This window comes from Sanguibacter sp. A247 (assembly GCF_052324925.1).
GTDB lineage: Bacteria > Actinomycetota > Actinomycetes > Actinomycetales > Cellulomonadaceae > Flavimobilis.
This window is the reverse complement of sequence record NZ_JBQPRE010000001.1, coordinates 892,824-917,791: the sequence shown is the minus strand read 5'-3', so window position 1 is coordinate 917,791 and position 24,968 is coordinate 892,824. Positions and strand designations below refer to the sequence as shown.

The 24,968-nt window shown below is 69.2% G+C and carries 23 protein-coding genes; 6 read left to right on the top strand and 17 right to left on the bottom strand.

Translation table 11 applies throughout. The features are described from left to right. Window positions 1–4: 4 nt before the first annotated feature. Entirely contained in the window at window positions 5–820 is an 816-nt protein-coding gene (locus ACTVCO_RS04045) for an alpha/beta fold hydrolase (protein WP_443727101.1), read from the bottom strand. Window positions 821–934: 114 nt separating this feature from the next. Continuing rightward, a complete protein-coding gene (locus ACTVCO_RS04040; RefSeq protein WP_443727100.1) occupies window positions 935–1,684 on the bottom strand; it encodes an alpha/beta hydrolase in 750 nt (249 codons plus the stop codon). A 447-nt stretch (window positions 1,685–2,131) separates the two neighbouring features. Here ACTVCO_RS04040 and ACTVCO_RS04035 point away from each other — a divergent pair, with 447 nt between their 5' ends. Next, window positions 2,132–3,127: an FKBP-type peptidyl-prolyl cis-trans isomerase gene (locus tag ACTVCO_RS04035; RefSeq protein WP_443727099.1), complete on the top strand. Its 996-nt coding sequence runs from the start codon at window positions 2,132–2,134 to the stop codon at window positions 3,125–3,127. A gap of 187 nt (window positions 3,128–3,314) precedes the next feature. Next, window positions 3,315–3,830, top strand: a complete 516-nt coding sequence (locus tag ACTVCO_RS04030; RefSeq protein WP_443727098.1) for a phosphoribosyltransferase — start codon at window positions 3,315–3,317, stop codon at window positions 3,828–3,830. Window positions 3,831–3,842: 12 nt separating this feature from the next. Here the strand turns inward: ACTVCO_RS04030 and ACTVCO_RS04025 are convergent, their stop codons facing one another. Then, a complete protein-coding gene (locus tag ACTVCO_RS04025; protein WP_443727097.1) occupies window positions 3,843–4,430 on the bottom strand; it encodes a helix-turn-helix domain-containing protein in 588 nt (195 codons plus the stop codon). A gap of 51 nt (window positions 4,431–4,481) precedes the next feature. On the opposite strand from ACTVCO_RS04025, the gene ACTVCO_RS04020 reads away from it, so the two are divergent. Next, window positions 4,482–6,131 (top strand): FAD-binding protein, encoded by a 1,650-nt coding sequence (locus ACTVCO_RS04020; protein ID WP_443727095.1) that lies wholly within the window; start codon window positions 4,482–4,484, stop codon window positions 6,129–6,131. A gap of 35 nt (window positions 6,132–6,166) precedes the next feature. Here the strand turns inward: ACTVCO_RS04020 and nrdF are convergent, their stop codons facing one another. The 5 genes from nrdF to nrdH form a co-directional block, all read right to left on the bottom strand. Beyond that, window positions 6,167–7,147 (bottom strand): class 1b ribonucleoside-diphosphate reductase subunit beta, encoded by a 981-nt coding sequence (gene nrdF / locus ACTVCO_RS04015; protein ID WP_443727094.1) that lies wholly within the window; start codon window positions 7,145–7,147, stop codon window positions 6,167–6,169. A gap of 46 nt (window positions 7,148–7,193) precedes the next feature. Further along, the gene (locus ACTVCO_RS04010) at window positions 7,194–7,910 is read right to left on the bottom strand and encodes a hypothetical protein (protein WP_443727093.1); all 717 of its coding nucleotides are present in this window, start codon (window positions 7,908–7,910) and stop codon (window positions 7,194–7,196) included. Between the two features lie 20 nt (window positions 7,911–7,930). After that, a complete protein-coding gene (nrdE, locus tag ACTVCO_RS04005; protein WP_443727092.1) occupies window positions 7,931–10,063 on the bottom strand; it encodes a class 1b ribonucleoside-diphosphate reductase subunit alpha in 2,133 nt (710 codons plus the stop codon). Beyond that, window positions 10,060–10,476, bottom strand: a complete 417-nt coding sequence (gene nrdI, locus ACTVCO_RS04000) for a class Ib ribonucleoside-diphosphate reductase assembly flavoprotein NrdI (RefSeq protein ID WP_443727090.1) — start codon at window positions 10,474–10,476, stop codon at window positions 10,060–10,062. The genes nrdE and nrdI overlap by 4 nt, the downstream gene beginning before the upstream one ends. Before the next feature lie 62 nt (window positions 10,477–10,538). Beyond that, entirely contained in the window at window positions 10,539–10,784 is a 246-nt protein-coding gene (gene nrdH / locus ACTVCO_RS03995) for a glutaredoxin-like protein NrdH (RefSeq protein ID WP_443727089.1), read from the bottom strand. Window positions 10,785–11,339: 555 nt separating this feature from the next. On the opposite strand from nrdH, the gene ACTVCO_RS03990 reads away from it, so the two are divergent. After that, window positions 11,340–12,323, top strand: a complete 984-nt coding sequence (locus ACTVCO_RS03990) for an acetylxylan esterase (RefSeq protein WP_443727088.1) — start codon at window positions 11,340–11,342, stop codon at window positions 12,321–12,323. A 73-nt stretch (window positions 12,324–12,396) separates the two neighbouring features. Here ACTVCO_RS03990 and ACTVCO_RS03985 read toward each other — a convergent pair whose 3' ends face one another. Both ACTVCO_RS03985 and yicI read right to left on the bottom strand, forming a co-directional pair. After that, window positions 12,397–13,806: a GH1 family beta-glucosidase gene (locus tag ACTVCO_RS03985; protein WP_443727087.1), complete on the bottom strand. Its 1,410-nt coding sequence runs from the start codon at window positions 13,804–13,806 to the stop codon at window positions 12,397–12,399. A gap of 204 nt (window positions 13,807–14,010) precedes the next feature. Continuing rightward, entirely contained in the window at window positions 14,011–16,275 is a 2,265-nt protein-coding gene (gene yicI / locus ACTVCO_RS03980) for an alpha-xylosidase (protein WP_443727086.1), read from the bottom strand. Between the two features lie 136 nt (window positions 16,276–16,411). On the opposite strand from yicI, the gene ACTVCO_RS03975 reads away from it, so the two are divergent. Further along, window positions 16,412–17,419, top strand: coding sequence for a LacI family DNA-binding transcriptional regulator (locus ACTVCO_RS03975; RefSeq protein WP_443727085.1), 1,008 nt, complete (start codon window positions 16,412–16,414; stop codon window positions 17,417–17,419). A gap of 59 nt (window positions 17,420–17,478) precedes the next feature. Here the strand turns inward: ACTVCO_RS03975 and ACTVCO_RS03970 are convergent, their stop codons facing one another. Together ACTVCO_RS03970 and nucS are read right to left on the bottom strand one after the other, a co-directional pair. After that, window positions 17,479–18,678: an N-acetylglucosamine-6-phosphate deacetylase gene (locus tag ACTVCO_RS03970; protein WP_443727084.1), complete on the bottom strand. Its 1,200-nt coding sequence runs from the start codon at window positions 18,676–18,678 to the stop codon at window positions 17,479–17,481. A gap of 127 nt (window positions 18,679–18,805) precedes the next feature. Then, window positions 18,806–19,501: an endonuclease NucS gene (nucS, locus tag ACTVCO_RS03965; RefSeq protein WP_443727083.1), complete on the bottom strand. Its 696-nt coding sequence runs from the start codon at window positions 19,499–19,501 to the stop codon at window positions 18,806–18,808. Between the two features lie 111 nt (window positions 19,502–19,612). Here nucS and ACTVCO_RS03960 point away from each other — a divergent pair, with 111 nt between their 5' ends. Next, window positions 19,613–20,026, top strand: a complete 414-nt coding sequence (locus ACTVCO_RS03960; protein ID WP_443727082.1) for a hypothetical protein — start codon at window positions 19,613–19,615, stop codon at window positions 20,024–20,026. A gap of 93 nt (window positions 20,027–20,119) precedes the next feature. Here ACTVCO_RS03960 and ACTVCO_RS03955 read toward each other — a convergent pair whose 3' ends face one another. The 5 genes from ACTVCO_RS03955 to atpA form a co-directional block, all read right to left on the bottom strand. After that, complete coding sequence (locus ACTVCO_RS03955; RefSeq protein WP_443727081.1) at window positions 20,120–20,536, bottom strand: DUF2550 family protein; 417 nt, start codon at window positions 20,534–20,536, stop codon at window positions 20,120–20,122. A gap of 21 nt (window positions 20,537–20,557) precedes the next feature. Further along, entirely contained in the window at window positions 20,558–20,824 is a 267-nt protein-coding gene (locus tag ACTVCO_RS03950; RefSeq protein WP_443727080.1) for a F0F1 ATP synthase subunit epsilon, read from the bottom strand. A 43-nt stretch (window positions 20,825–20,867) separates the two neighbouring features. Then, a complete protein-coding gene (gene atpD / locus ACTVCO_RS03945) occupies window positions 20,868–22,349 on the bottom strand; it encodes a F0F1 ATP synthase subunit beta (RefSeq protein WP_443727079.1) in 1,482 nt (493 codons plus the stop codon). A 79-nt stretch (window positions 22,350–22,428) separates the two neighbouring features. Continuing rightward, entirely contained in the window at window positions 22,429–23,325 is an 897-nt protein-coding gene (locus tag ACTVCO_RS03940) for a F0F1 ATP synthase subunit gamma (protein ID WP_443727078.1), read from the bottom strand. Window positions 23,326–23,327: 2 nt separating this feature from the next. After that, complete coding sequence (atpA, locus tag ACTVCO_RS03935) at window positions 23,328–24,956, bottom strand: F0F1 ATP synthase subunit alpha (protein ID WP_443727077.1); 1,629 nt, start codon at window positions 24,954–24,956, stop codon at window positions 23,328–23,330. Window positions 24,957–24,968 lie beyond the last annotated feature (12 nt).

Below are 24,968 nucleotides of genomic sequence, written 5' to 3'. Positions count from 1 at the left end.
CGAGTCAGGCGCGCGCGACGAGCTGCGCGAGCGCAGCCGCCACGGGCTCAGGCTGCTCGATCGGCGTCATGTGGCCCGCGCGCGGGACAATCGTGAGAACAGCGTCCTGAGCGGAATCGACCATCGCCTGGGCGTCGGCGACCGGGGAAAGCTCGTCCTCGTCACCGACGATGACTGCCACGGGGCCCTCGAAGGCGCGCAGCGCCTCATGACGGTCGGGACGTGAGGCCATGGCACGCTGGCACCACGCGATGCCCGCCGGCCCCTGGGCACGAATCCAGCCGTCGATCCTCTCGACCAGATCGAGACGCTCGACGCGACTCGTCTCGCCGAGCACCGAGCGGCGCATCCCCAGGACCTCGTCGACGCGCGCGCTCGACTCGACCTCGTCGGCGATGCGGAGCCGGTTCGCCCGAGCCTCGGCGGTGTCGGCGCTCGCCTTGGTGTCTAGAAGAGCCGCGCCGGCGAGCAGCCACGCGTGGCGCTCGAGGAGTGAGAGGAGCGTGTAGCCGCCCATCGACAGGCCCGCGACGACGGCTCGGTCGATCCCCAGCTCGGCGAGCGTGTCGGCGACCGCGTCGGCCTGGAGGTCGACCGACGGCACGTCCTCGACGCTCAGGCGCTGAGCCACGTCGTGACCTGACGGGGAGGACCCCATGCCCGGCAGGTCGAGCGCGAGAACAGGGAAGCTTCCCGAGAGCAACGGCACGACGTCGTGCCACATGCGTGAGTCGAGCGGGAACCCGTGGAGCAGGACGAGGGGCGTGCCCTCACCGTCACGCAGGCGGTGGTGGGCGAGCAGCCCGTCTCCGGTCATCATGTGATGCCTCCCGTCCGGGGCGCTCGGCCCGCAGCGCTGCGCGGCCCGCGCGGCCACGCTCCTCCATCATGGTGCACCCGCAGGTGGACGGCGAGGGCGGAGCGGATCCGTGCGTCAGCGGGCCTCGGGCTCGTCGGCCGTCGCCGCCTCGCCGTCCCAGGTCGTCGGGAGCGGCCCGTGGCCGGGAAGGATCGTCTCGACGATCTCGTTGAGGACGCGGCCCACCGCGGTCTCCCCGACCCACAGGTGCTTGGCCTCGTCGACCCCGACGAGATCCGCCTGCGGCACGAGGGAGAAGCGCTCGCGTGCCTCGGCGGGCCGCAGGTAGTCGTCGAACTCGGGCACGAGCACCTTGAGAGGCCGGCCGAAGTCAGCCCAGTGCCGCAAGTCGTCGTCCGTCGCGCGGTGCAGGGGCGGGGACAGGAGGATCGCACCCTCGATCGAGGGGTCGGCGCCATGCTTGAGCACGAGCTCGGTCCCGAAGGACCAGCCGACGAGCCACGGCCGCGGAAGATCACGGAACTCGGCGAACTCGATCGCGGCAGCGACGTCGAACTTCTCGGACTCTCCCCCGTCGAACGCCCCGTCGCTCGTCCCGCGCGGCGAGGACGTTCCGCGCGTGTTGAAGCGCAGAACCGCGAGGTCCGCGAGCGCGGGAAGCCGCCACGCGGCCTTGCGGTACACGTGGGAGTCCATGAAGCCGCCGTGCGTCGGCAGCGGGTGGAGCGTCACGAGCGTCGCAACGGGATCTCGGTCGGCGGGGAGGGCGAGCTCGCCGACGAGCGTGAGGCCGTCGGCCGTGTGCAGCTCGATGTCGTCGCGGCGGGCGGGCAGGACAGTCGTGGAGCGGATCTCGGTCGTCACGACTCCCGAGCCTAGCCCGCGACCGCGCCCCTCAGCGCGCTCGGTCCCAGCACGCGGCGTGCCAGTGCCGTCGGTCGGCAAGCGCCGCACCCGCACCGAAGAGGCCATCCTGGGCCCAGGCGACGACGTGTGCCGTGCCGGGAGCGATCTCTTGCTGACAGCCGGGGCAGCGGTAGGCCTTGTCGCTCGAGCGGATCCTCTGGACGGTCCAGTCCTCACCACGGCGCTGTGTCGTCGAACGACCCCCCGTGGCCCGGTCGAGGTCGAGCTCGCGGTGCGGCTCCGCCCATGGGCGGCGATGGGAGGGACGTTTGGACGGCACAGATCCATGGTGCCATGACGCCCTGAACGCTCAGCTGCCGGGCCGCCCAGTCAGTTCACAGGAACTGGCCGTAGGCTTGCGTGGAACCGTGGCGCCCTGCGCCCCAAAATGTGAGGAACTCACCCGTGTCCAGCACCTTCCTGCGGCGCGGCGCCGCGCTCGCCGCTGTCGCCGCCCTTGCCCTCGCCGGCTGCTCCGACGACGGCAAGCCGTCGCCCACGACGGGTTCGACTCCCGGCGCGACCAGCACCGCGACCCCCGCACCCACCGCTGCGTCGCGTTACGAGACCCCAGCACGCGCGTGCACGGCCGTGGACACGAAGGGCTCGGCGCTCGCCGCGGCCGTGACGCTCGGCGGCGAGCTCGGCACGCCGCCGACGATCAAGGTCGAGCCGACGTTCACGGTCCCGGCCGAGGCGAACGAGATGCTCGCCGTGTGTGCGGGTGACGGCCCCACGATCGCGGAGGGTGAGATCGCCGTCTACGTTGGCCGCACCGTCAAGGCGGCAGACAGCACTGACCTCAACACGACGCCGTTCCCCATGATGATGCCGGCCCAGAAGGGCGAGCTCATCGATGGTGGCCTCGCGGGCCTCACGGTGGGAACCCGCCTGCTGCTCGCCGCACAGAACGAGGGCGAGACGCTCGTCCAGGCGATCGAGCTCGTCGACGTCTTCCCCGCGGTCCCGACGGTGACGGATGCAGCCGTGGGCGACGCGGGCCTGCCCACGTTCACGGCCGAGAAGGACACGAAGCCCACGGTGACGCTGCCGCCCGACGGCCTCGCCCCCGCGCGTGGCATCACTCGTGTCGTGCTCACCGAGGGCGAGGGGCCCTCGCTCAGCGGAACTGACAAGATCGCCGCGCACTACCTCGGTGTTCAGGGATCCGACGGAACCGAGTTCGACTCGTCGTGGAGCCGCGGCGAGGACCCGACGGAGTTCGGTCTCAACGAGGTCGTGGCTGGTTGGACGTACGGTCTCACCGGGGTGAAGGTCGGCTCGACCGTCGCGCTCATCATCCCGCCGGCCTACGGCTATGGCACGAACCCGGGCAGCCCGCTCGCGGGCGAGACCATGGTGTTCGTCGTCACTGTCGAGAAGCTCGTCGACGGCAAGTAGCCCCGCGCGGCACCGCCGCGCACGTCCCGAGGGGCGTCCACCGCACGGTGGGCGCCCCTCGGCGTCGGCCGGCGCGGCCGGTCGGAACCTGGTGCCTCGCGCTGCGTGAGGAGCCTCACGCGTGATTCGCGCCCGATCTGGGTCGTCCGGTCCCGGGACCCTCCCCTGCCGCGCGTACCGTGGTGCGATGAGCACCGCAACCCCCGACCCCGCCCCGATCCCCGACCGCGAGGTCCTCACGTGGGAGACGTTCGGGCACGCCTCCCGTGAGCTGGCACAGCAGGTCTACGACTCGGGGTTCCGGCCCGACGTCGTCGTCGCGATCGCGCGCGGCGGACTCGTTCCTGGCGGGGCGGTCGCGTACGCGCTCGGCACGAAGGGCGTCGGGACGCTCAATGTCGAGTTCTACACGGACATCGGCCAGACGCTCGCGGACCCGCGCGTGCTGCCGCCGCTCATGGACACCTCAGACCTGCCGGGTGCTCACGTCCTGGTCGTCGACGATGTCGCCGACTCGGGTCGCACGCTTGCGCTCGTCATGGAGATGCTCTCGACCCAGGGCGCTGAGGCGCGCTCCGCGGTGCTCTTTACCAAGCCGCGCTCGATCGTCCGCCCCGACTACTCGTGGAAGGACACGGACCTGTGGATCACGTTCCCGTGGTCCGACCAGCCCGCCATCGGTTCGGACCGTCCAGGCGACTGACGCGGCAGCCGTTCACGCACCTGGTTCTCGGTCGGTCCCGGCGGCCCATCTCAGCGCCATCGGGACGGTGATACGCGCGGCCTCCGCGGCTGCGGCCTCGGGGTTGGGGGCCGTGACGACGACGCCGAAGACCATGCGCCACGCGAAGAGCACGTCGGCCACCGTCGTCGCACGGTCGAGAGTTCCCGCCGCGTGCGCGGCGGCCAGCGCTCGCGCGAGGATCTGCTCGAGCCGGGCGTCGCCGTCGTAGGTGGGCAGTGTGCGCCGCGCTTCGACGGCCATCTCGACGAACGCTGCTTCACGCACCGTCAGCGCGACGAGCTGGTCCCAGACTCGTGAGAATGCCCCCGCATCGTCGCCCGCAGCGGCGGCCTCGAGCGCCCGGAAGTGGTCGTCAAAAGCCGCGATCGCGAGGTCGAGCCGGTTGGGGAAGTGACGGTAGAGAACGCCCTGGCCGACGCCTGCCTCCTGCGCGATCGCGTGGAGCGGGACGCGGTAGCCACGCTCGGTGAACAGCCGGCGCGCGGCATCGATGAGTGCGGCGCGGTTCGCAGCTGCGGCCGCAGGCCCTCGGTTGACCGGCTGGCGTGCAGTAGGCATGCTGGGATCATAGATCCGGACAACGCTGTCCGGTCAGCCGAGGAGCGCACAATGACCACGTTTGACCACTCCTACGACGTCGTCGTCGTCGGAACCGGCTCTGCCGGGCTTGCCACGGCCCTCGGAGCCGTCGACGAAGGACTCTCCGTCCTCCTCGTCGAGTCCACCGAGAAGTGGGGCGGCTCGACCGCCATATCCGGGGGCGGCATGTGGCTCCCGAACAACGCCCTCATGGCCCGCGACGGTGTCGCAGACTCCCGCAGCGAGGCCCTCACCTACCTCGAAGCGACCGTCGGCGAGTGTGGTGCCGCGGCGAGCCGCGCGCGCAAGGAGGCGTTCGTCGACGGCATCAGCGACTTCGTCGCGACCGCCGAGCGTCACGGCGTCGTCTTCGCCCGCGCAACCGACTACCCCGACTACTACCCCGAGCGCCCGGGCGGCAAGATCGGTCGCTCGATCGAGGTCAAGCCCCTCTCGTCCAAGCCGCTCGGGGAGCACTGGACCACGCTGCGCAACGCACTCCCCCTGCCCGCCATGACCGACGACGTCTGGGAGCTCGGCCGCGCCTGGTCGACAGTGTCAGGAATGGTCCGCGGAGTGCGCGTCGTCTCGCGCATCCTCGGCGGCGTCGTCACTGGCCGACGCCTCGTCGGCATCGGCAACGCGTGGGCCACGGCCTTCGGCAAGGCCACGATCGTCGACGGCAAGGCCGCCATGTGGCTGAGCTCTCCGCTCGAGGAGCTCATCGTCGAGGACGGCCGCGTGACGGGCGTGCGCGTCACACGCGACGGTCGCTCCGTCACCGTGGGCGCCCGCCTCGGCGTCATGCTCGCCTCGGGTGGCTTCGAGTCCAACCCCGAGTGGCGCGAGCGCTACCAGGGCGTGCGCGGGACGCCGTCGGGCAACCCCGGCAACCTCGGAGCGCCCATCGCCGAGGCCGAGCGCATCGGCGCCGCGCTCGAGCTCATGGACGACGCCTGGTGGGGTGCGTCGATCTCCCCGACCTCGTCGTCCGGCCCCTCGTTCATCGTGGGTGAGCGCTCGATGCCGTACTCGATCATGGTCGACTCACGCGGCGCACGCTTCGCCAACGAGTCCGAGTCCTACGTCGACCTGGGCCACCACATGCTCGAGCACGACGGCGGCGAAGGCCCCTACTGGATGATCCTCGACGCACGCTACCTGCGCCGCTACTTCCGCACCTTCGCGATGGACCCCCGCGCGACCAAGGCCATGCGGGCCGAGGGCGTCGAGGTGCGTGCGCGCACGCTCGCCGAGCTCGCGACCGCGATCGGCGCCGACCCCGCAACCCTGCGCGCGACCGTGAGCCGCTTCAACGGCTTCGCACGCGCCGGGATCGACGGCGACTTCGGTCGCGGCGACTCCGCGTACGACCGCTACTACGGCGACCCGACAGTCCGCCCGAACAACAACCTCGGGACGCTCGAGCGCGGGCCCTTCGTCGCCTACAAGGTCGTCCTCGGCGACCTCGGCACCAAGGGCGGCGTCGTCACGGACGAGGACGGGCGTGCGTTGCGCGCGGACGGCACGGTCATCGACGGGCTCTACGCGGCCGGCAACGCGTCCGCGTCCGTCATGGGCCGCACCTACCCGGGCCCCGGCTCGACGATCGGCCCGGCCGCGGTGTTCGGGCTGAGGGCCGCGCGCCGCATGGCACGCGACGCCGCGTCCGAGGGCTGAGCGCCACCGCTCGCCGTCGTCTCAGGAGCGGGGCCTCAGAACTCCCAGTCCTCGTCCTCGGTGTTGACTGCCTTGCCGATGACGTACGACGAGCCCGAGCCGCTGAAGAAGTCGTGGTTCTCGTCAGCGTTCGGCGACAGCGCCGAGAGGATCGCCGGGTTGACGTTCGTCTCGTCCTTGGGGAAGAGACCCTCGTAGCCGAGGTTCATGAGCGCCTTGTTCGCGTTGTAGCGCAGGAACTTCTTGACGTCCTCCGTGAGGCCGACGCCGTCGTAGAGGTCCTGCGTGTACTGGACCTCGTTCTCGTAGAGCTCGAAGAGGAGCTCGAACGTGTAGGTCTTCATCTCGTCCCGGACCTGCTGGGAGACCCGCTCGAGGCCCTTCTGGTACTTGTAGCCGATGTAGTAGCCGTGAACTGCCTCGTCGCGGATGATGAGGCGGATGAGATCGGCGGTGTTCGTGAGACGGGCCCGCGACGACCAGTGCATGGGCAGGTAGAAGCCCGAGTAGAAGAGGAACGACTCGAGCATCGTCGAGGCGACCTTGCGCTTGAGCGGGTCGTCACCGCGGTAGTAGTCGAGGATGATCGCGGCCTTGCGCTGGAGCGCCTCATTCTCCTCGGACCAGCGGAACGCCTCGTCGATCTCGGGCGTCGAGATGAGCGTCGAGAAGATCGAGGAGTAGCTCTTCGCGTGGACCGACTCCATGAACGCGATGTTCGTGTAGACGGCCTCCTCGTGCGGGGTGACGGCGTCGGGGATGAGCGAGACAGCACCCACCGTGCCCTGGATCGTGTCGAGCAACGTCAGGCCTGTGAAGACACGCGTCGTCAGCGTCTTCTCGTCGTCGTTGAAGTTCGCCCACGACTGGATGTCGTTGGAGAGCGGGACCTTCTCAGGCAGCCAGAAGTTGCCGGTGAGACGGTCCCAGACCTCGAGGTCCTTGTCGTCCTCGATGCGGTTCCAGTTGATCGCCGTCACGCGGTCGATCAGCTTGATCTTCGGGCTGGGGGTCATTCCGTGGGCCTCGTTCGAGCTCGGAGGGATGGGAGAAAGGAAGGAACTAGAAGAGCGGAGGGGCGATGCGAGCGCCGCTGCCTGCTGAAGAGGGCGGACCGTCGTCCGGGGGCGGCCCCGCGTAGGCGTCGTGGCCTGCCACACCGATGTTCTCAGGCCCGGACGCCGCCTGCGTCGCGGCGTGGTCGCTCGGCGGTGTGGCACCCGGCGTGGACATCACCGTACCCCCGTAAGCACCGGCCCCGACGCTGTGGACGCGGCGCAACGCAACGATGGACCGCACGAGGGTGACGATCGCGCCGACGAGCACAAGAACACCGACGAGCGCGAATGCACCAAGGAACCAGCCAAGGAATCCCCCGACCGGGTCGATCGACGCCCAGGTGGGCCGGTCAGGGTCGAGAAGCACGCGCACGTCGGCCCCGATCCGCTGGCAGGGCGATCTCGTGACGCTGTCGACGACGCTCCCGGGAGAGCCGTCGACCCCGACGTACTCCACGACCGATCGGCATCCCGTCCCGCCCTCGCTCATACGCTCGCGCACGAGGTCGACGACCTGCCCGTCAACGCGCACGAGCGCGTCGTCAAAGACGGCGCGCAGCGTGCCGCTGGCGAGCGCGATGATCGTCGTCACGCCGAGCCAGATCGTCGCGAAGAACAACAGGAAGATGCCGACGCCGATACCTGCCGCAGCGCCGGCTCGTCCCGAGCCCCCAGGGACCCGCAGCTGCCAGGTGCGGGTCCCACGAATCTTGTCTGCCATGACGGTCCTGTGCAGCCGGGTCAAAGCATGCAGGAGACGCAGCCCTCGACCTCGGTCCCTTCGAGAGCGAGCTGACGCAGGCGGATGTAGTAGATCGTCTTGATGCCCTTGCGCCACGCGTAGATCTGCGCGCGGTTGAGGTCACGTGTCGTCGCGGTGTCCTTGAAGAACAGCGTGAGCGAGAGTCCCTGGTCGACGTGCTGCGTCGCCGCGGCGTACGTGTCGATGATCTTCTCGTAGCCGATCTCGTACGCGTCCTGGTAGTACTCGAGGTTGTCGTTCGTCATGTAGGGCGCCGGGTAGTACACGCGCCCGATCTTGCCCTCCTTGCGAATCTCGATCTTCGAGGCGATCGGGTGGATCGAGCTCGTCGCGTGGTTGATGTACGAGATCGAACCGGTCGGCGGGACAGCCTGGAGGTTCTGGTTGTAGATGCCGTGCTCCATGACCGAGGCCTTGAGCTCGCGCCAGTCCTCCTGCGTCGGCAGGTGCTGACCCGCCTGCGCGAAGAGCTCGGCCACACGGGCCGTCGCGGGCACCCACGCCTGCTCGGTGTACTTGTCGAAGAACGTGCCCGACGCGTACGTCGAGTCCTCGAAGCCGCCGAACTTCTCCCCGCGCTCGATCGCGATGCGGTTCGAGGCGCGCAATGCGTAGAAGAGCACCGCCATGAAGTAGATGTTCGTGAAGTCGATGCCCTCCTCCGAGCCGTAGAACACCCGCTCGCGTGCGAGGTAGCCGTGGAGGTTCATCTGGCCGAGACCGATCGCGTGCGAGGTGTCGTTGCCGACCTCGATCGAGCGGACCGACGAGATGTGCGACTGGTCAGAGACCGCCGAGAGGGCGCGGATCGCGGTCTCGACAGAGAGACCAAGATCCGGGGAGTCCATGGCGCGCGCGATGTTGAGCGAGCCGAGGTTGCACGAGATGTCCTTGCCGATGACGTCGTAGGAGAGGTCCTCGTTGTACGTCGTCGGCGTGTTGACCTGGAGGATCTCCGAGCACAGGTTCGACATGTTGATGCGGCCCTTGATGGGGTTCGCCTTGTTGACCGTGTCCTCGAAGACGATGTACGGGTAGCCCGACTCGAACTGGATCTCGGCGAGGGTCTGGAAGAACTCGCGCGCGTTGATCTTCGTCTTGCGGATCCGCGCATCCTCGACCATCTCGTGGTACTTCTCCGTCACGGAGATGTCGCCGAAGGGCACGCCGTAGACGCGCTCGACGTCGTAGGGCGAGAAGAGGTACATCGGCTCGTTCTTGCGCGCGAGCTCGAACGTGATGTCGGGGATGACGACGCCGAGCGAGAGCGTCTTGATGCGGATCTTCTCGTCGGCGTTCTCACGCTTGGTGTCGAGGAACCGCATGATGTCGGGGTGGTGGGCGGAGATGTAGACCGCGCCCGCGCCCTGACGGGCACCCAGCTGGTTCGCGTAGGAGAAGGAGTCCTCGAGGAGCTTCATCACGGGGATGATCCCGCTCGACTGATTCTCGATCTTCTTGATGGGTGCGCCCGACTCGCGGATGTTCGAGAGCAGGAGCGCGACGCCGCCGCCGCGCTTGGAGAGCTGCAGCGCAGAGTTGATGCCGCGCGCGATCGACTCCATGTTGTCCTCGATGCGCAGCAGGAAGCACGAGACGAGCTCGCCACGCTGCGCCTTGCCGGCGTTGAGGAACGTCGGGGTCGCGGGCTGGAAGCGACCCGAGAGGATCTCGTCGACGAGGTTCGTCGCGAGCGTCTCGTCACCCTCGGCGAGGGCGAGAGCGGTCATGACGACGCGGTCCTCGAAGCGCTCGAGGTAGCGCTTTCCGTCGAAGGTCTTGAGCGTGTACGACGTGTAGTACTTGAACGCACCGAGGAACGTGTCGAAGCGGTACTTCTTCGCGTACGCCCGGTCGTTGAGCGCGGTGACGAAATCGAACGAGTACTGCTCGATGACGCTCGGCTCGTAGTAGTGGTGCTCGACGAGGTAGTCGAGCCGCTCCCGCAACGAGTGGAAGAACACCGTGTTCTGGTTGACGTGCTGCAGGAAGAAGGCGCGTGCAGCCTCGCGGTCCTTGTCGAACTGGATCTCGCCGCTCGGTCCGTAAAGGTTGAGCATCGCGTTGAGGGCGTGGTAGTCCATCTCGGACTCCTGCTCGAGGGCGGTCATGCCGTTCTCCGTGACTGTCGTTGCCAAAACTGCCTCAATCCTTCGCGGACGCGGTCAACGTCCTCGCTCGTCCCCAGGAGCTCGAAGCCGTACAGGTACGGCACCTCGCACTTGGCGGAGATGATCTTTCCGGCGAGGCAGTACGCCTCACCGAAATTGGTGTTGCCTGCGGCGATGACGCCGCGGATGAGAGAGCGGTTGTTCTCGTCATTGAGAAACCGAATGACTTGCTTGGGCACTGCGCCGCGTCCGTTGCCTCCCCCGTAGGTGGGGACGACGAGGACGTAGGGCTCCGTGACCCGCAGGGGGTCCTCACCCCGCCGAAGCGGGATGCGGCGCGCCCGGAGCCCCAGCTTCTCGACGAAGCGGTGCGTGTTGCCCGAGACGCTTGAGAAGTAGACGAGACCGGCCACCGGCACCTCCGGATACGGGGACGCCCGGCACCCCGTGGAAGGCGCGCCGGGCGACTGAGCCGTCAGGCGACGGCGGTTGCGACCTGGGCCGCGAGGGCAGAGATCTGGTCGGGGCGGAAGCCCGACCAGTGGGAGTCACCCGCGACGACGACGGGGGCCTGCATGTAGCCGAGCGAGCGGACCATCTCGAGAGCCTCGAGGTCCTGGCTGATGTCGACAACCGTGTAGTCGATACCGCGCTTGTCGAGCGCACGGTAGGTGGCGTCGCACTGCACGCAGGCCGGCTTGCTGTAGACCGTGATGCTCATCAGTCGGGTCCCCTCGTGTGGATCGGCGAGCCGCATCAAGCGGCCCGACTACGTTCGTGTGGTTCTCGGTGCGAGCTCCGGACCCCCGGGCACCCACCGACGTCGCAACACTACACCTAGTGGTCCCCCATGGCCACAGCCCCTAGGTGTTGTGAGTTACACGCTTGTCATCCCATGATCCCGAGCGGTGGACAAGCGTGTGGGTAGCCTGTGGATCGCGGCCCGCGCGACCGTCCGGCGACCACCTCCCCAGACTCGCACCAGCCACCGACAAACGCGCTCAACGCGCGGTCGCGACGCCGTTCGGGCTCCGGCGCACCACACGGGCTCGCCGTCCCCACCCGGTGGACACCGCTCGTCCACACCCGGTGGACGAGCGTCGCCGGCAGTGGCACGACTCACCCCGGGACCCGCGACACGCCGGTGCGCGACACGCCGAGGCGCGTCGACGACGACACACCCCGACGACCCAGATCACCCCCTGAGCGCTCCCCTAGGCTGTGGTCGACGCCGTCGCCGACGACGGCGTCGACCACGACCCACGACGAGGACACAATGGCTCTCTTCGATCTCACCACCGACCAGCTGCAGACGTACGCCCCCGGGCCCGACGAGGTCGGCGAGGCACCCGACCACGACGCCTTCTGGTCAACCACGCTCACCGAGACGCGCGCCCTCGCGCAGCCCCCGACGCGCACCCGCGTCGCCACCGGGCTGCGCGCGGTCGACAGCTACGACGTGACGTTCTCAGGCTTCGGCGGACACCCCATCAAGGCCTGGCTCACCGTTCCGGCAGGCACCACCGGCCCCCTGCCGACCGTCGTCCAGTACAACGGCTACGGAGGCGGCCGCGGCCTCGCCATCGAGCACCTGTTCTGGGCGAACGCGGGCTACGCGCACCTCTTCATGGACACGCGCGGCCAGGGATCGACGTGGGGCAACGGCGGCGAGACCACCGATCCCGTCGGCAACGGCGCCGCGTCCCCGGGTCAGATGACGCGCGGCATCCTCGACCCTCACGCTCACTACCTCAGGCGCCTGCAGACCGACGCGGTCCTCGCCGTCGACGCGGCCCGCGCGATGCCCGAGGTCGACCCCGACCGCGTCGTCGTCACGGGCGGTTCGCAGGGTGGCGGCCTCGCGCTTGCGGCCGCGGGCCTGAGCGACGGTCTCGCGGGAGTCATGGCCGACGTCCCGTTCCTGTGCCACTTCCGCCGGGCGGTCGATCTCACGGACGCCTACCCGTACCAGGAGATCGTCCAGTACCTCTCGGTCAACCGGGCGCACGAGGACCAGGCATTCCGCACCCTCGCCTACTTCGACGGCGTCACGCACGCGCGCCGCGCCACCGCACCGCTGCTCACGTCGGCCGCGCTGCGCGACATGGTCTGCCCGCCCTCGACCGTGTACGCGGCCTTCAACGCCTATGGGTCGGACGACAAGGAGATCGTCGTGTGGCCGTGGAACGGTCACGAGGGCGGCGGCGGCTACATGGCCCCCCGCCAGCTCGCGTGGCTGAGCGAGCGCATCCCCGCCTGAGCACCGCACCCCGACGACGACGACCGCCCTCGCGGAGCCCAGAGGCTCCGCGAGGGCGGTCGTCGTTCACGGCTCAGACGGTCGGTGCGGTGTACGGGAGCGCGGGCGGACGCCCCGTGGTCGCAAGCTCGCGGTACCAGTGGGCCGAGTCCTTCCACGTCCGCTCGAGCGTCTCGAAGTCGATGTGGATGATGCCGAAGCGCCGCTCGTACCCGAAGGCCCACTCGAAGTTGTCGAGAAGGGACCACGCGAAGTAGCCACGCACGTCGGCGCCCGCGTCGAGCGCGCGGCCGACGGCCTCGATGTGGCGGGCGTAGTAGTCGACGCGCCGCGGGTCGTGGACGCTGCCGTCGGCCGAGACCTCGTCGTCGAACGCCGCCCCGTTCTCCGTCACCATGAGCGGGAGCCCGGGGTACCGCGCGGAGAGCGTCGTGAGGAGCTCGGTGAGACCCGTCTCGTCGATGCCCCAGCCCATCGCGGTCTTCTCCCCCGGGCGGGCGGGGAAGGTCACGTCGCGGCAGCCGGGCCACGCGGTCGGGAACTCTCCGACAGGCTCGCCCGAGGGCGCCGCGACGATCGAGACGTCGTAGTAGTTGACGCCGAGCGACGTGAGCGGCTGGCGAATGATCTCGAGGTCGCCGTCTGCGACGAAGGCCCAGTCCGTGATCGCGGCCGTGTCCGTGAGGAGGTCTGCGGGGTAGGCCCCCTCGAGCATCGGGCCCGTGAAGATGCGGTTGCCGACCGCGTCGATCCGGCGCGCGGACTCGACGTCACCGGGGCTGTTCGCGTCGGCAGGCCGCACGACGTGAAGGTTGAGCGTCACCGAGACGGGGGCGTCCTCGCCGAGCTCGTCGCGGATCGCTCGCACGCCGAGCCCGTGGGCGAGGTTGAGGTGGTGCGCGGCCTCGAGCGAGGCGAGCTCGTCCGTCACGCCCGGTGCGTGCTCACCATTGCCGTAGCCGAGGAACGCGGCGCACCAGGGCTCGTTGAGCGTCGTCCACAACGTCACCCGGTCACCGAAAGCGCGCGCCATGAGGCGCGCGTATTCCCCGAAGAGCACTGCGGTCTCGCGGTTGCGCCAGCCACCCTTGTCCTCGAGGACCTGCGGGAGGTCCCAGTGGTAGAGGGTGACGACCGGCTTGATGCCGCGCTCGATGAGCGCGTCGATGAGGGTCGAGTAGAACGCGATGCCCTCGGGGTTGAGCTCGCCACGGCCGTCGGGCTGCACGCGCGGCCACGCGATCGAGAGGCGGTAGGCGTCGACTCCGAGGTCGGCGAGGTGCTGCACGTCCTCCGCCCAGCGGTGGTAGTGGTCGACCGCGACGTCGCCCGTGTCGCCGTTGAGGACGCGGCCGGGGGTGTGGGAGAAGGTGTCCCAGATCGACGGGGCGCGGCCGCCCTCGGTCGCGGCGCCCTCGATCTGGTACGACGCGGTCGCTGTGCCCCAGAGGAAGTCGGCGGGGAAGGTGCGGGGGTCGGTCACGAGCGGGGTCTCCTCTTCGAGAGTCGGACGGAGGCGTGCGCGCCGTGTGCCGGACGGCCAGATCGCGCACGATCTCATGATATCGGAACGTTTCGATCCGGGGAAAGACGGGTGGTCCGACGCGCGTACGCGTCGGACCACCCGGGGCTCGCCGTTGCGGGGGGACAACGGCGAGCAGCGCGGCGCAGGGACCGCGCTCGAACGTCAGAGTGACAGGACTGCCACGCCCGACGAAGCTTCGACGATCGTGCCCGCAAGCTCGAGACGCCACGGCACGGAGGCCGAGGACGTCGCTCGGACCTCGCCGCCCGTGCGCACCACACGGAACGACGTCGCCTCACCGCCGGCCGACTGCGACGCCGGCACCACGACCGTCTCGTCGTACCCGTCCGGGATCTCGAAGAGACGCAGCGTGACGCCGTCGGCCCAGTCGTACTCGGGCGTGTCCTCGCGCGCCCCGACGGGCAGAACCGTGCCGGGCCGGACGAGAAGCGGCAAGGAGTCGAAGCCGTACGTCTCCGTGATCCAGCGGCCGCCTTCAATCTTGCGGCCGTCGAGCAGGTGCGTCCACGTGCCTGCGGGGACGTAGTACGTCACCTCGCCCTCGTGCGTGAACACGGGCGCCACGAGCAACGCGTCGCCGAGCATGTACTGGGTCTCGAGCGTCGCGACCGCGGGATCGTCCGGGAACTCCAGCAGCATGGGACGCGCCATCGGCGTTCCGGCCGCGGGAGCCTCCCCGGCAACCCGGCCGAGATACGGCATGAGCGAGAGCTTGAGACGCGTGAACGCCCGCGTGACGTCGACCGACTCCTCGTCGAACGCCCACGGCACCCGCACCGACGTCGAGCCGTGCAGGCGCGAGTGCGAGGAGAGCAGGCCGAACGCGAGCCACCGCTTGAACACGGCCGGCTCCGCCGTGCCCTCGAAGCCGCCGATGTCATGGCTCCAGTACCCGAAGCCCGAGTACGCGAGCGACAGGCCGCCGCGCAGCGACTCGGCCATGGCGGCGAAGGTCGAGAAGCAGTCGCCGCCCCAGTGGACGGGGAACTGCTGGCCGCCGGCCGTGGCCGAGCGCGCGAAGAGGACCGCGTTGCCCCGACCCGAGCGCCGCTCGAGCATCTCGAAGACCGCCTTGTTGTACGCCTGCACGTAGTAGTTGTGCATGCGCGCGGGGTCCGAGCCGTCGTGCCAGACGACATCGGTCGGGATGCGCTCGCCGAAGTCGGTCTTGAACGCGTCGACGCCCATGTCCATGAGCGCCTCGAGCTTGCTCGTGTACCAGGCGGCAGCGTCGGGGTTCGTGAAGTCGACGAGGCCCATGCCCGCAACCCACAGGTCCCACTGCCACACAGAGCCGTCGGCCCGCTTGACGAGATAGCCGGCCTCGGCCGCCTCCGCGAAGAGCGGCGAGCGCTGCGCGATGTACGGGTTGATCCACACGCACACCCGCAGGCCGCGCGCCTTGAGACGCGTGAGCATGCCCTCGGGGTCCGGGAACGTGCGCGGGTCCCACTCGAAGTCGCACCAGTTGAACTCGCGCATCCAGTAGCAGTCGAAGTGGAAGACCGACAGCGGGAGCTCGCGCTCGGCCATGCCGTCGATGAAGCTCGTCACCGTCGCCTCGTCGTAGTCCGTCGTGAACGACGTCGAGAGCCAGAGGCCGAAGGACCAGTCGGGGACGTGCGCGGGGCGCCCGGTGAGCGCGGTGTAGCGCTCGAGGATCGCCTTGGGCGTCGCGCCGTGGATGACGTGGTAGGTGAGCGACTGCGACTCGACCGAGAACTGCGTGCGCGAGACGACCTCGGAGGCGACCTCGAACGAGACGAGCTCGGGCTGGTCGACGAAGACGCCGTAGCCCTTGTCGGTGAGGTAGAACGGGACGTTCTTGTACGCCTGCTCCGAGGAGGTTCCGCCGTCGGCCTGCCAGACGTCGACCGTCTGGCCGTTCTTGACGACCGGGCCGAAGCGCTCGCCCAGGCCGTAGACGTGCTCGTTGACGCCGAGGCTCAGCTGCTCGTGGAGGTAGGTGCGGCCCGCGTCGTCGGTGACGACACCGAGGGACTTGGGCAGCGAGCTCGTGAGGACGCGTCCGCCCGCGACGAAGTCGACCTGCCAGTGGTCACCGCGGTGCACCTGGACCGAGAGCGCGCCAGACGTCAGCGTCGCGAGACCGTCGGAGATGGCCACCTCGGGCGTGAACTGCTCGTCCCGGTTGAGGGCGTAGTGCGGACCTGCGTCGACGGCACCGGCGTGCTGGGTGACCTTGACGGTCACGACGTCGGGGATCGGCGCCGAGTACTCGACGGTAAGCATCGTGCGGTTGAGGACGTCGCCTCGGGTCTCGATGCGCTTGGTCGGCGCGTACGCCGTCATCGCGCCCTCGCCGGGCCAGACGTCGTACGCGTGGGCCGCGAACTGCGGGTGCATGCCTTCGCGGGCCTGCCAGTATCCGTCGGTGAACTTCATCGGTCTCCCAACCTTCCTCGTTTTCGACTAGAGTCATCGAAACGCTTCGACGATCGTAGCGCGTCGTTTCGCCACACGTCCAGCCCCGCACGCGCCACGCGCGCTACCGTGAGGCGCCGACCCGAAAGGAGACCTCATGGCCGTGACCATCGCCGACGTCGCCCGCGCAGCCGACGTCTCCGTCTCGACCGCCTCCTACGCCCTCTCCGGCAAACGCAGGATCTCGGACGACACCCGCCGACGCGTCGAAGCAGCCGTCGCCGAGCTCGGCTACCGCCCGCACGCGGGCGCCCGCGCGCTCGCGTCGGCCACACCCCGATCACGCACGATCGCGCTCATGGCTCCCCTGCGTGCCGCAACCGACAACGCCGTCGTCATGCAGTTCGTCAGCGCGATCGTCCTGCGCGCGCGGCACCACGGGCTCGACGTCCTGCTCCTCACCCAGGACGACGTCGACGGCGTCGAACGCGTCGCGACGAGCTCGGCCGTCGACGGCGTCGTCGTCATGGACATCCACACGCACGACCCCCGCGTCGCAGCCCTCAACTCCCTCGGCCGCCCCGCCGTCCTCGTCGGGATCCCCGCCGCCCCGGGCACCCTCTCGTGCATCGACCTCGACTTCGAGGCAGCGGGACGCGACGCCGTCAGCCACCTTGCGGCCCTCGGGCACACCTCGATCGGCGTCGTCGCGCACTCCGACGAGTTCCGTGAGCGCGGCACGTCGTTCGCCGTCCGCTTCGCACGCGGCCTCACCGAGACCGCGCAGTCCCAGGACGTCCGGGTGAGCCTCGTCGGCTCAGACGGGACCCTCGCGGGATCCGTCGCCGCGATCGACACGATTCTCGCCGCCGAGCCCGCCACACACGCCTTCGTCGTCCACCACGAGCCCTCGCTCCCCCACGTCCTCGCGCACCTCGGATCGCTCGGACACACCGTCCCCGGTGACACGTCGGTCCTCGCCATCTGTCCCGCGAACGTCGCCGAGCGACAGAACCCTCCGGTCACCGCGATAGAGATCCCCGCCGAGGACATCGGGACGCTCGCCGTCGACATGCTCGTCGAGCGGATCGCCGGCCCGCAGCCGACCGAGACCAGGCTCGTCGCGCCACCGCTCGTCGACCGCGGCTCGACCGCGGTCCGCTAACGCCCGCACCTCCGAGCAGCCCGCGCGACATCGCGCCACGATTCCGTCGCGGGCGCTCCTCAGTCGACGATCTCGCCGGCCCGTACGACCTCGAGGACCCGCAGGTCGTCGTCGAGCACCAGGACGTCGGCACGAGCGCCAGCCTCGAGACGTCCGATGTCCGTGCGTCCGAGCACGCTCGCAGGCGTGTGCGTCGCAGCCCTCACCGCGTCGATGAGCGGGACCCCGCCGCGCACCGACCTGCGCACGATGTCGCTCAGCCGAGCCGTTCCGCCCGCGATCGCGCCGCCCTCAGCAAGCCGTGCGACGCCGTCCGCAACCGTGACATCCATCGAGCCAAGCCGATAGCTGCCGTCGGGCATGCCCGCCGCCGCCATCGCGTCGGTGACGAACGCGACGTTGCCCGCACCCACCATCTCGACGACGTCGCGCACGAGCGCGGGGTGGACGTGCGTGCCGTCGGCGACGAGCTCGACGACCGCGCGACCCCGGGACGCTGCGGAGAGGCAGTCCGCGATCGGGCCCGCCTCCCGATGCGCGAGCGGCCGCATGCCGTTGAAGAGGTGGGTGACGGTGGGCCGCTCCGAACGCACGCCCGGGGCCGCGAGTCGCTCGGCGGCCTCGTCGAGACCCAGACGCATCTCGCCCGCAGCCGCATCCGTGTGCCCGTAGCTGGGCAGCGCGCCGACCGCGACGAGCGCCTCCGTCACGCCACCCTCACCGAGGTTGCCCGCCTCTTCCGGGGCGATCGTCATCGTGACGAAGTGGCGGCCGAGGACGGACGCGACCCGGCGCACGAGGTCGGCGTCGGGCTTCTGGATGAGGTGCGGGTCCTGCGCACCGCAGCGCGCGACCGACACGAACGGCCCTTCGAGGTGGACGCCCACGAGCTCACCCGCCTCGGCAAGCTCCCCCAGCACACGGGAGCGTTCGAGCAACGTCTCGGGAGAGGCAGTGACGAGGGAGGCGACGAGCGAGGTGGTGCCAGCGCGGCGGTGCTCGACGACCGCCCTCATCGCCGTCGCGGCGTCCGCCGCGTCGGGGAAGCTCGCGCCGCCGCCGCCGTGGCAGTGGATGTCGACGAGACCCGGCGTGATGATCGGGACGGCGCCCGCAGCGCTCAGGTCGTAGCCCGCGGCACGCGCCGCATCGACGTCCCCGACGAACGCGATCGACGGACCGTCGAGGACGACGACACCGTCCGCGATCTCTGCCGTCCCCGTGAGAACCCGACCGCGCAGCACCACTTTGTTAGCCATGCTGCCATTCTCGCGCACGTCGGGCCACATGCGCTAGTGCCCCACCGCGACACGCCCACCGCGTCGCGTCGCGTCGCGCGCGCTCCGCGTCGTGTCGCGCGCCCACCGCGTCGCGCCGCGCGCGTCGTCAGAAGAGCCGAGAGTCGACGTCGTCGACCCCGCGCATCGCGTCGTAGTCGAGCACCAAGCACTCGATACCGCGGTCCGTCGCGAGCACGCGCGCCTGCGGCTTGATCTGCTGCGCCGCAAACACGCCCCGGACGGGTGCGAGCAGCGGATCGCGGTTGAGGAGATCGAGGTAGCGGGTGAGCTGCTCGACGCCGTCGATCTCGCCCCGACGCTTGATCTCGATCGCGACCGTGCCACCGCGCGGATCCCGCGCGAGGATGTCGACCGGGCCGATGGCCGTCATGTACTCGCGCCGCACGAGCGTGTGCCCGGGGCCGAGCAGCTCGATCTGCTCAGCGAGCATCGCCTGCAGGTGCGCCTCGACGCCCTCCTTGACGAGGCCAGGATCAATCCCGAGCTCGTGCGACGTGTCGAGCACGACCTCATGGATGTCGATGCGCAGGTGGTCGTCGCTCTTCGTGTGCTGGACGTCCCACACCGCGGTGACGCCCTCAGCGGCCTCCTCCGGATCGGCCTCGCGCTGCACGAACGTGCACGGCGGGCTCATCCAGTTGAGCGGCTTGTACGACCCGCCGTCGGAGTGGAGCAGGACCGACCCGTCGGCCTTGACGACGAGCAGTCGCCGCGCGAGCGGAAGGTGGGCGGACAGCCGCCCGGTGTAATGTGCGGCGCAGTCCGCGATCACGAGTCTCACCGGACCACCGTAACGGCACTTCGTCGTCAGCTCGCGCTCCGAGCGCCGACGTTCCCCGATGGGCACCGGGCCACTACGCTCGCAGGTGCCAGCCGACGACAGGAGCGTCCCATGCGTGAGATCGCACGTGCGACCCGTACCTCATCCGCACCGGCCAGCGCCTTCTACGAGCGCTGGTGCGACCTACCGAGCCATCCCGAATGGGCTCCGAGCATGGAGTACTTCATCCTCGACGGACCCTTCGGGATCGGTGCGACAGGCCGTTCTCGATCCGTGGGCGGCGCAGAGACTCGATTCACCGTGACGAGCGTCGGCCCCGGCTGGGTGTACGCCGACACGACCGAGCTCGACGGCGCGCGCCTCACGGTGCACCACGAGGCTCGGGAGGAGGACGGCGCGACGCGTGTCATCCTCACGGGCCTTCTCGAGGGACGCGCGGACGCGGTTGACGGCACCGCACTGTCCGCGGCTCTCGCACGGGATCTCGAGTCGCTCGCTGCACTCCTCGAGTCACCCGGGGTGTAGCGGGGTGCGCGCGACCCCCGCGTGGAGCCGCCGGGGACGGCAACACCCCAGCGGGAGACCCTGCTGGGGTGCGCACACGGCGGTCGAGCCGAGCTAGGAGACGATGCCGCCCGTCGCCGGAGGCCCGGACTCGAGCCACGACGTCAGCCCTGCGTACGCGGGAACGGACATCTCAAGAACGAGCAGCTCACCGCGGTAACGGCACACGACGCGGTAGCGATCGCTCGACCCGGGGAGGAGCTCACGCGATTCGACCTCGAGCTCATGGCGGACCCACGTGCGGCTGGCCCGGAGGGTGATGGCCCACTTGCGATACCAGTCGAGACGCCCGACGCCGTAGTGCGCGACCCCGACGAGCACGGACGACGTCGGGGACGGCGGCAGGACGACCGCGCACGCGAACGAGCCGACCCTGCGGTCGAGCGCACGCAGACGCAGGACGACGACGAGGGCGGCCGTCACGGCAAGCAGGCCGAGGATGACGAGCATCCATCGGAACCACTCACTCATGACGGCCGCCCTCGTGGTCGATCAGGCCGTGGCGATTGTCGCCTCGTCGGCGACCACCGTGATCTGGTCGGAGTCGACGGACAGGAATCCGCCCGTCACGGAGATCTCAAGCTCGGCACCGGACACGGGACGGATGACGACCGACCCGGCTCCGAGGAGCGCGAGCAGGGGCGTGTGCCCCGCGAGGATCCCGATCGACCCGTCGTGCGCGGGTGCGGTGACGGATCGTGCCGTGCCGGACCAGACGGCCCGGTCAGCGGCAACGACGTCGACGGAAAGTTCAGCCATGTGAGCTCCTAGCGTAAGTCGGCTCGATCAGGGTCGGACGGCGTCAGACGCCGTACTCCTTCTGAATGCGGGCCCAGTTGCGCTCGAGGTCCTCGAGGCCACCGATGTTGAAGAACGCCTGCTCCGAGATGTGGTCGAACTCGCCGTCCGCGATCTTCTTGAACGCCTCGATCGTCTCCGACAGCGGGACGGTCGAGCCGGGCACGTTCGTGAACTGCTCGGCCATGTAGGTGTTCTGCGAGAGGAACTGCTGGACGCGGCGCGCGCGACCGACGACGGTCTTGTCCTCCTCGGAGAGCTCGTCGACACCGAGGATCGCGATGATGTCCTGGAGCTCCTTGTTGCGCTGGAGGATGGACTTCACACGCGTCGCGACCTCGTAGTGCTCCTGACCCACGTAGCGCGGGTCGAGGATGCGCGAGGACGACGTGAGCGGGTCGATCGCCGGGTAGAGACCGCGCGAGGCGATCTCACGGCTCAGCTCGGTCGTCGCGTCGAGGTGCGCGAAGGTCGTCGCGGGAGCCGGGTCCGTGTAGTCGTCGGCCGGAACGTAGATCGCCTGGAGCGACGTGATCGAGTGACCACGCGTCGAGGTGATGCGCTCCTGCAGCTGACCCATCTCGTCGGCAAGGTTCGGCTGGTAACCGACGGCCGAGGGCATGCGACCCAGAAGGGTCGAGACCTCGGAGCCGGCCTGCGTGAACCGGAAGATGTTGTCGATGAAGAGGAGCACGTCCTGCTTCTGAACATCACGGAAGTACTCGGCCATGGTGAGGGCCGAGAGAGCGACGCGAAGACGCGTGCCCGGCGGCTCGTCCATCTGGCCGAAGACAAGCGCGGTCTGCTTGATGACGCCCGACTCGGTCATCTCCTGGATGAGGTCGTTGCCCTCACGCGTACGCTCGCCGACGCCGGCGAACACGGAGACGCCGTTGTGGTTGTTGGCGACGCGGTAGATCATCTCCTGGATGAGGACCGTCTTGCCGACGCCCGCACCACCGAAGAGGCCGATCTTTCCACCCTGGACGTACGGGGTGAGGAGGTCGATCGACTTGATGCCCGTCTCGAACATCGCAGTCTTCGACTCGAGCTGATCGAATGCCGGCGGCTTGCGGTGGATGGGCCAGCGCTCGGTGATCTCGATCGTCTCGCCCGGCTCGGCGTTGAGGATCTCACCGGTGACGTCGAAGACGTGACCCTTGGTGACGTCGCCGACCGGGACGGAGATGGGCGAACCCGTGTCGCGCACCTTCGAGCCACGGACGAGACCGTCCGTCGGCTTGAGGGCGATGGCACGGACCATCGAGTCGCCGAGGTGCTGAGCAACCTCGAGGTTGAGGGTGAACGACTTCTCGCCCTCGCCCTGCGACGAGAGGTCGATCTCGACCTGGAGCGCGTTGTAGAGCTCGGGAATCTGGTCCGACGGGAACTCGATGTCCACGACGGGGCCGATGACGCGGGCGACGCGCCCCACACCGGGGGTCTTCGCGCCGGCTGCGCCGGTGTCGACAGTGCTGGCGGTCATGACTGCTGGCCTCGCTTCACAGAGCCGGGCAAATGCCTGGCGGGGTCGATGCTTGCAACGTGGGTTCGGGGCGCCAGTCTCATGACGCCGCCAGGGCGTCAGCGCCCGAGACGATCTCGGAGATCTCCTGCGTGATCTCAGCCTGACGCGCCTGGTTGGCCAGACGCGTGTAGTTGCGGATGAGGTCTTCCGCGTTGTCCGTCGCCGTGTGCATCGCGCTCTGGCGGGCGGCGAGCTCGGAGGCCGCAGACTGCAGGAACGCGGTGTAGATCCGGCGACGGATGTACCGGGGCAGGAGTGCGTCGAGCACGGCCTCGGCTGAGGGTTCGAACTCGTAGAGCGGAAGAGCCGCGTCCTGCCCTGCCACGGTGACGCCTTCGACAACCTCGAGCGGCAGGAGCCGGACGATGCGCGGCTTCTGCGACACCATGTTGATGAACCGCGTGTAGACGACGTGGAGCTCGCCCACCCCGCCGTCCTCGGCAGGAGCGAGGAACGCCTCGAGGAGACGATCGGCGACCTCGTTGGCGGTCTGGACGACGGGAGCGTCCGACTCCCCCGACCACGACGCGACCACGGGCCGGTTGCGGAAGGAGTAGTAGGAGATTCCGCGACGACCGCTGAGGTAGAGGTCGACGACCTTGCCCTCCCGCTCGAGCCGCTCGATGAGCGTCTCGGCCTCGCGGATCACCGAGGCCGAGTACGACCCGGCCATACCGCGGTCGGACGTCACGAGCAGAACCGCGACGCGGTTCGTGTCCGTGCGCTCCGAGAGCAGCGGGTGCTCCGTCGCCCCGTGTGTTGCGGCCGCCGAGACGGCCCGCGTGAGCATCTCCGAGTACGGGGTCGCCGCCGTGACCTTCGCACGGGCACGCCCGATGCGAGAGGCCGCGATGAGCTCCATCGCACGGAAGATCTTCTTCAGCGACTGGGTCGACCGGATCCTCTGCCGGTAGACGCGCTGCGAGCCAGCCATCGTCAGGCCTTCTTCTGCTTGACGATCTGCTCCTGCTCGACCGGGGTCGCGTCGTCGACGGTGTCCCCGCCGACGAGCGGCGTCCCGTCAGCCTTGAGGAAGCCGAGGCGGAACTCGTCGACCGCGGCCGACAGTGCGTCCTCGGTGTCGCTCTCGAGCTTGCCGGTCGAGCCGATGATCGTCAGGACATCGGTGTTGCGGCGCAGGTGGTCGATGAGCTCGGTCTCGAAGCGGCGCACGTCCTCGAGCGGGACGTCGTCGAGCTTGCCCTTCGTGCCGGCCCAGATCGATGCCACCTGGTCCTCGACCGGGTACGGCGTGTACTGACCCTGCTTGAGCAGCTCCATGAGGCGTGCCCCACGGGTGAGCTGGGCCTTCGACGCAGCGTCGAGGTCCGAGGCGAACATCGCGAAGGCCTCGAGCGAGCGGTACTGCGCAAGGTCGAGCTTGAGCGTTCCCGACACCTTCTTCATGGCCTTGACCTGCGCCGAACCACCGACGCGCGACACCGAGATGCCGACGTCGACCGCGGGGCGCTGATCGGCGTTGAAGAGGTCCGACTGGAGGAAGATCTGGCCGTCGGTGATCGAGATGACGTTCGTCGGGATGTACGCCGACACGTCGTTCGCCTTCGTCTCGATGACGGGCAGGCCCGTCATCGAGCCTGCGCCCATCTCGTCCGAGAGCTTGGCACAACGCTCGAGCAGACGGGAGTGCAGGTAGAAGACGTCGCCCGGGTAGGCCTCGCGGCCCGGCGGGCGGCGGAGCAGGAGGGAGACGGCACGGTAGGCCTCAGCCTGCTTCGAGAGGTCGTCGAAGACGATGAGGACGTGCTTGCCGTCGTACATCCAGTGCTGACCGATGGCCGAACCGGTGTACGGGGCGAGGTACTTGAATCCCGCAGGGTCGGACGCGGGAGCCGCGACGATCGTCGTGTACTCGAGAGCACCGGCGTCCTCGAGCGCGCCGCGCACGGCAGCGATCGTCGAGCCCTTCTGACCGATGGCGACGTAGATGCAGCGGACCTGCTTCGTCGGGTCGCCGGACTCCCAGTTGGCCTTCTGGTTGATGATCGTGTCGATCGCGATCGCGGTCTTGCCGGTCTGGCGGTCGCCGATGATGAGCTGGCGCTGGCCACGGCCGACAGGGATCATCGCGTCGATGGCCTTGAGGCCCGTCTGGAGCGGCTCGTGGACCGACTTACGCTGCATGACGCCGGGCGCCTGAAGCTCAAGGGCGCGGCGACCGGTTGTCGCGATCTCGCCGAGGCCGTCGATCGGGGTGCCGAGCGGGTCGACGACGCGACCGAGGTAGCCGTCGCCGACGGGGACCGAGAGAACCTCGCCCGTCCGGTGAACCGTCTGGCCCTCCTCGATCCCGGTGAACTCGCCGAGGACGACGACACCGATCTCGCGCGCCTCGAGGTTGAGGGCGAGGCCGAGCGTGCCGTCCTCGAAGCGGACGAGCTCGTTCGCCATGACGCCGGGCAGGCCTTCGACGCGGGCGATGCCGTCGCCCGCGAGCGTGACGCGACCGACCTCTTCGCTCGCCGTGGCCTTGGGCTCGTAGGACTTCACGAAGCTGTCCAGCGCGGCACGGATCTCGTCCGGCCGGATCTGCAGCTCAGCCATTGATCTCTCCTG

What these genes read in the sequence shown, in the direction of transcription:
- nrdH (WP_443727089.1), bottom strand. Translation starts at nt 10,784, where the DNA reads ATGAGCATCACGGTCTACAGCAAGCCGGCCTGCGTGCAGTGCGACGCC.
- ACTVCO_RS04045 (WP_443727101.1), bottom strand. Translation starts at nt 820, where the DNA reads ATGATGACCGGAGACGGGCTGCTCGCCCACCACCGCCTGCGTGACGGT.
- nrdE (WP_443727092.1), bottom strand. Translation starts at nt 10,063, where the DNA reads ATGACCGCCCTCGAGCAGGAGTCCGAGATGGACTACCACGCCCTCAAC.
- ACTVCO_RS03990 (WP_443727088.1), top strand. Translation starts at nt 11,340, where the DNA reads ATGGCTCTCTTCGATCTCACCACCGACCAGCTGCAGACGTACGCCCCC.
- ACTVCO_RS03940 (WP_443727078.1), bottom strand. Translation starts at nt 23,325, where the DNA reads ATGGCTGGCTCGCAGCGCGTCTACCGGCAGAGGATCCGGTCGACCCAG.
- ACTVCO_RS04030 (WP_443727098.1), top strand. Translation starts at nt 3,315, where the DNA reads ATGAGCACCGCAACCCCCGACCCCGCCCCGATCCCCGACCGCGAGGTC.
- yicI (WP_443727086.1), bottom strand. Translation starts at nt 16,275, where the DNA reads ATGAAGTTCACCGACGGATACTGGCAGGCCCGCGAAGGCATGCACCCG.
- atpD (WP_443727079.1), bottom strand. Translation starts at nt 22,349, where the DNA reads ATGACCGCCAGCACTGTCGACACCGGCGCAGCCGGCGCGAAGACCCCC.
- ACTVCO_RS03955 (WP_443727081.1), bottom strand. Translation starts at nt 20,536, where the DNA reads ATGAGTGAGTGGTTCCGATGGATGCTCGTCATCCTCGGCCTGCTTGCC.
- atpA (WP_443727077.1), bottom strand. Translation starts at nt 24,956, where the DNA reads ATGGCTGAGCTGCAGATCCGGCCGGACGAGATCCGTGCCGCGCTGGAC.
- ACTVCO_RS04025 (WP_443727097.1), bottom strand. Translation starts at nt 4,430, where the DNA reads ATGCCTACTGCACGCCAGCCGGTCAACCGAGGGCCTGCGGCCGCAGCT.
- ACTVCO_RS04020 (WP_443727095.1), top strand. Translation starts at nt 4,482, where the DNA reads ATGACCACGTTTGACCACTCCTACGACGTCGTCGTCGTCGGAACCGGC.
- ACTVCO_RS04010 (WP_443727093.1), bottom strand. Translation starts at nt 7,910, where the DNA reads ATGGCAGACAAGATTCGTGGGACCCGCACCTGGCAGCTGCGGGTCCCT.
- ACTVCO_RS03975 (WP_443727085.1), top strand. Translation starts at nt 16,412, where the DNA reads ATGGCCGTGACCATCGCCGACGTCGCCCGCGCAGCCGACGTCTCCGTC.
- nrdF (WP_443727094.1), bottom strand. Translation starts at nt 7,147, where the DNA reads ATGACCCCCAGCCCGAAGATCAAGCTGATCGACCGCGTGACGGCGATC.
- ACTVCO_RS03960 (WP_443727082.1), top strand. Translation starts at nt 19,613, where the DNA reads ATGCGTGAGATCGCACGTGCGACCCGTACCTCATCCGCACCGGCCAGC.
- ACTVCO_RS03970 (WP_443727084.1), bottom strand. Translation starts at nt 18,678, where the DNA reads ATGGCTAACAAAGTGGTGCTGCGCGGTCGGGTTCTCACGGGGACGGCA.
- ACTVCO_RS03950 (WP_443727080.1), bottom strand. Translation starts at nt 20,824, where the DNA reads ATGGCTGAACTTTCCGTCGACGTCGTTGCCGCTGACCGGGCCGTCTGG.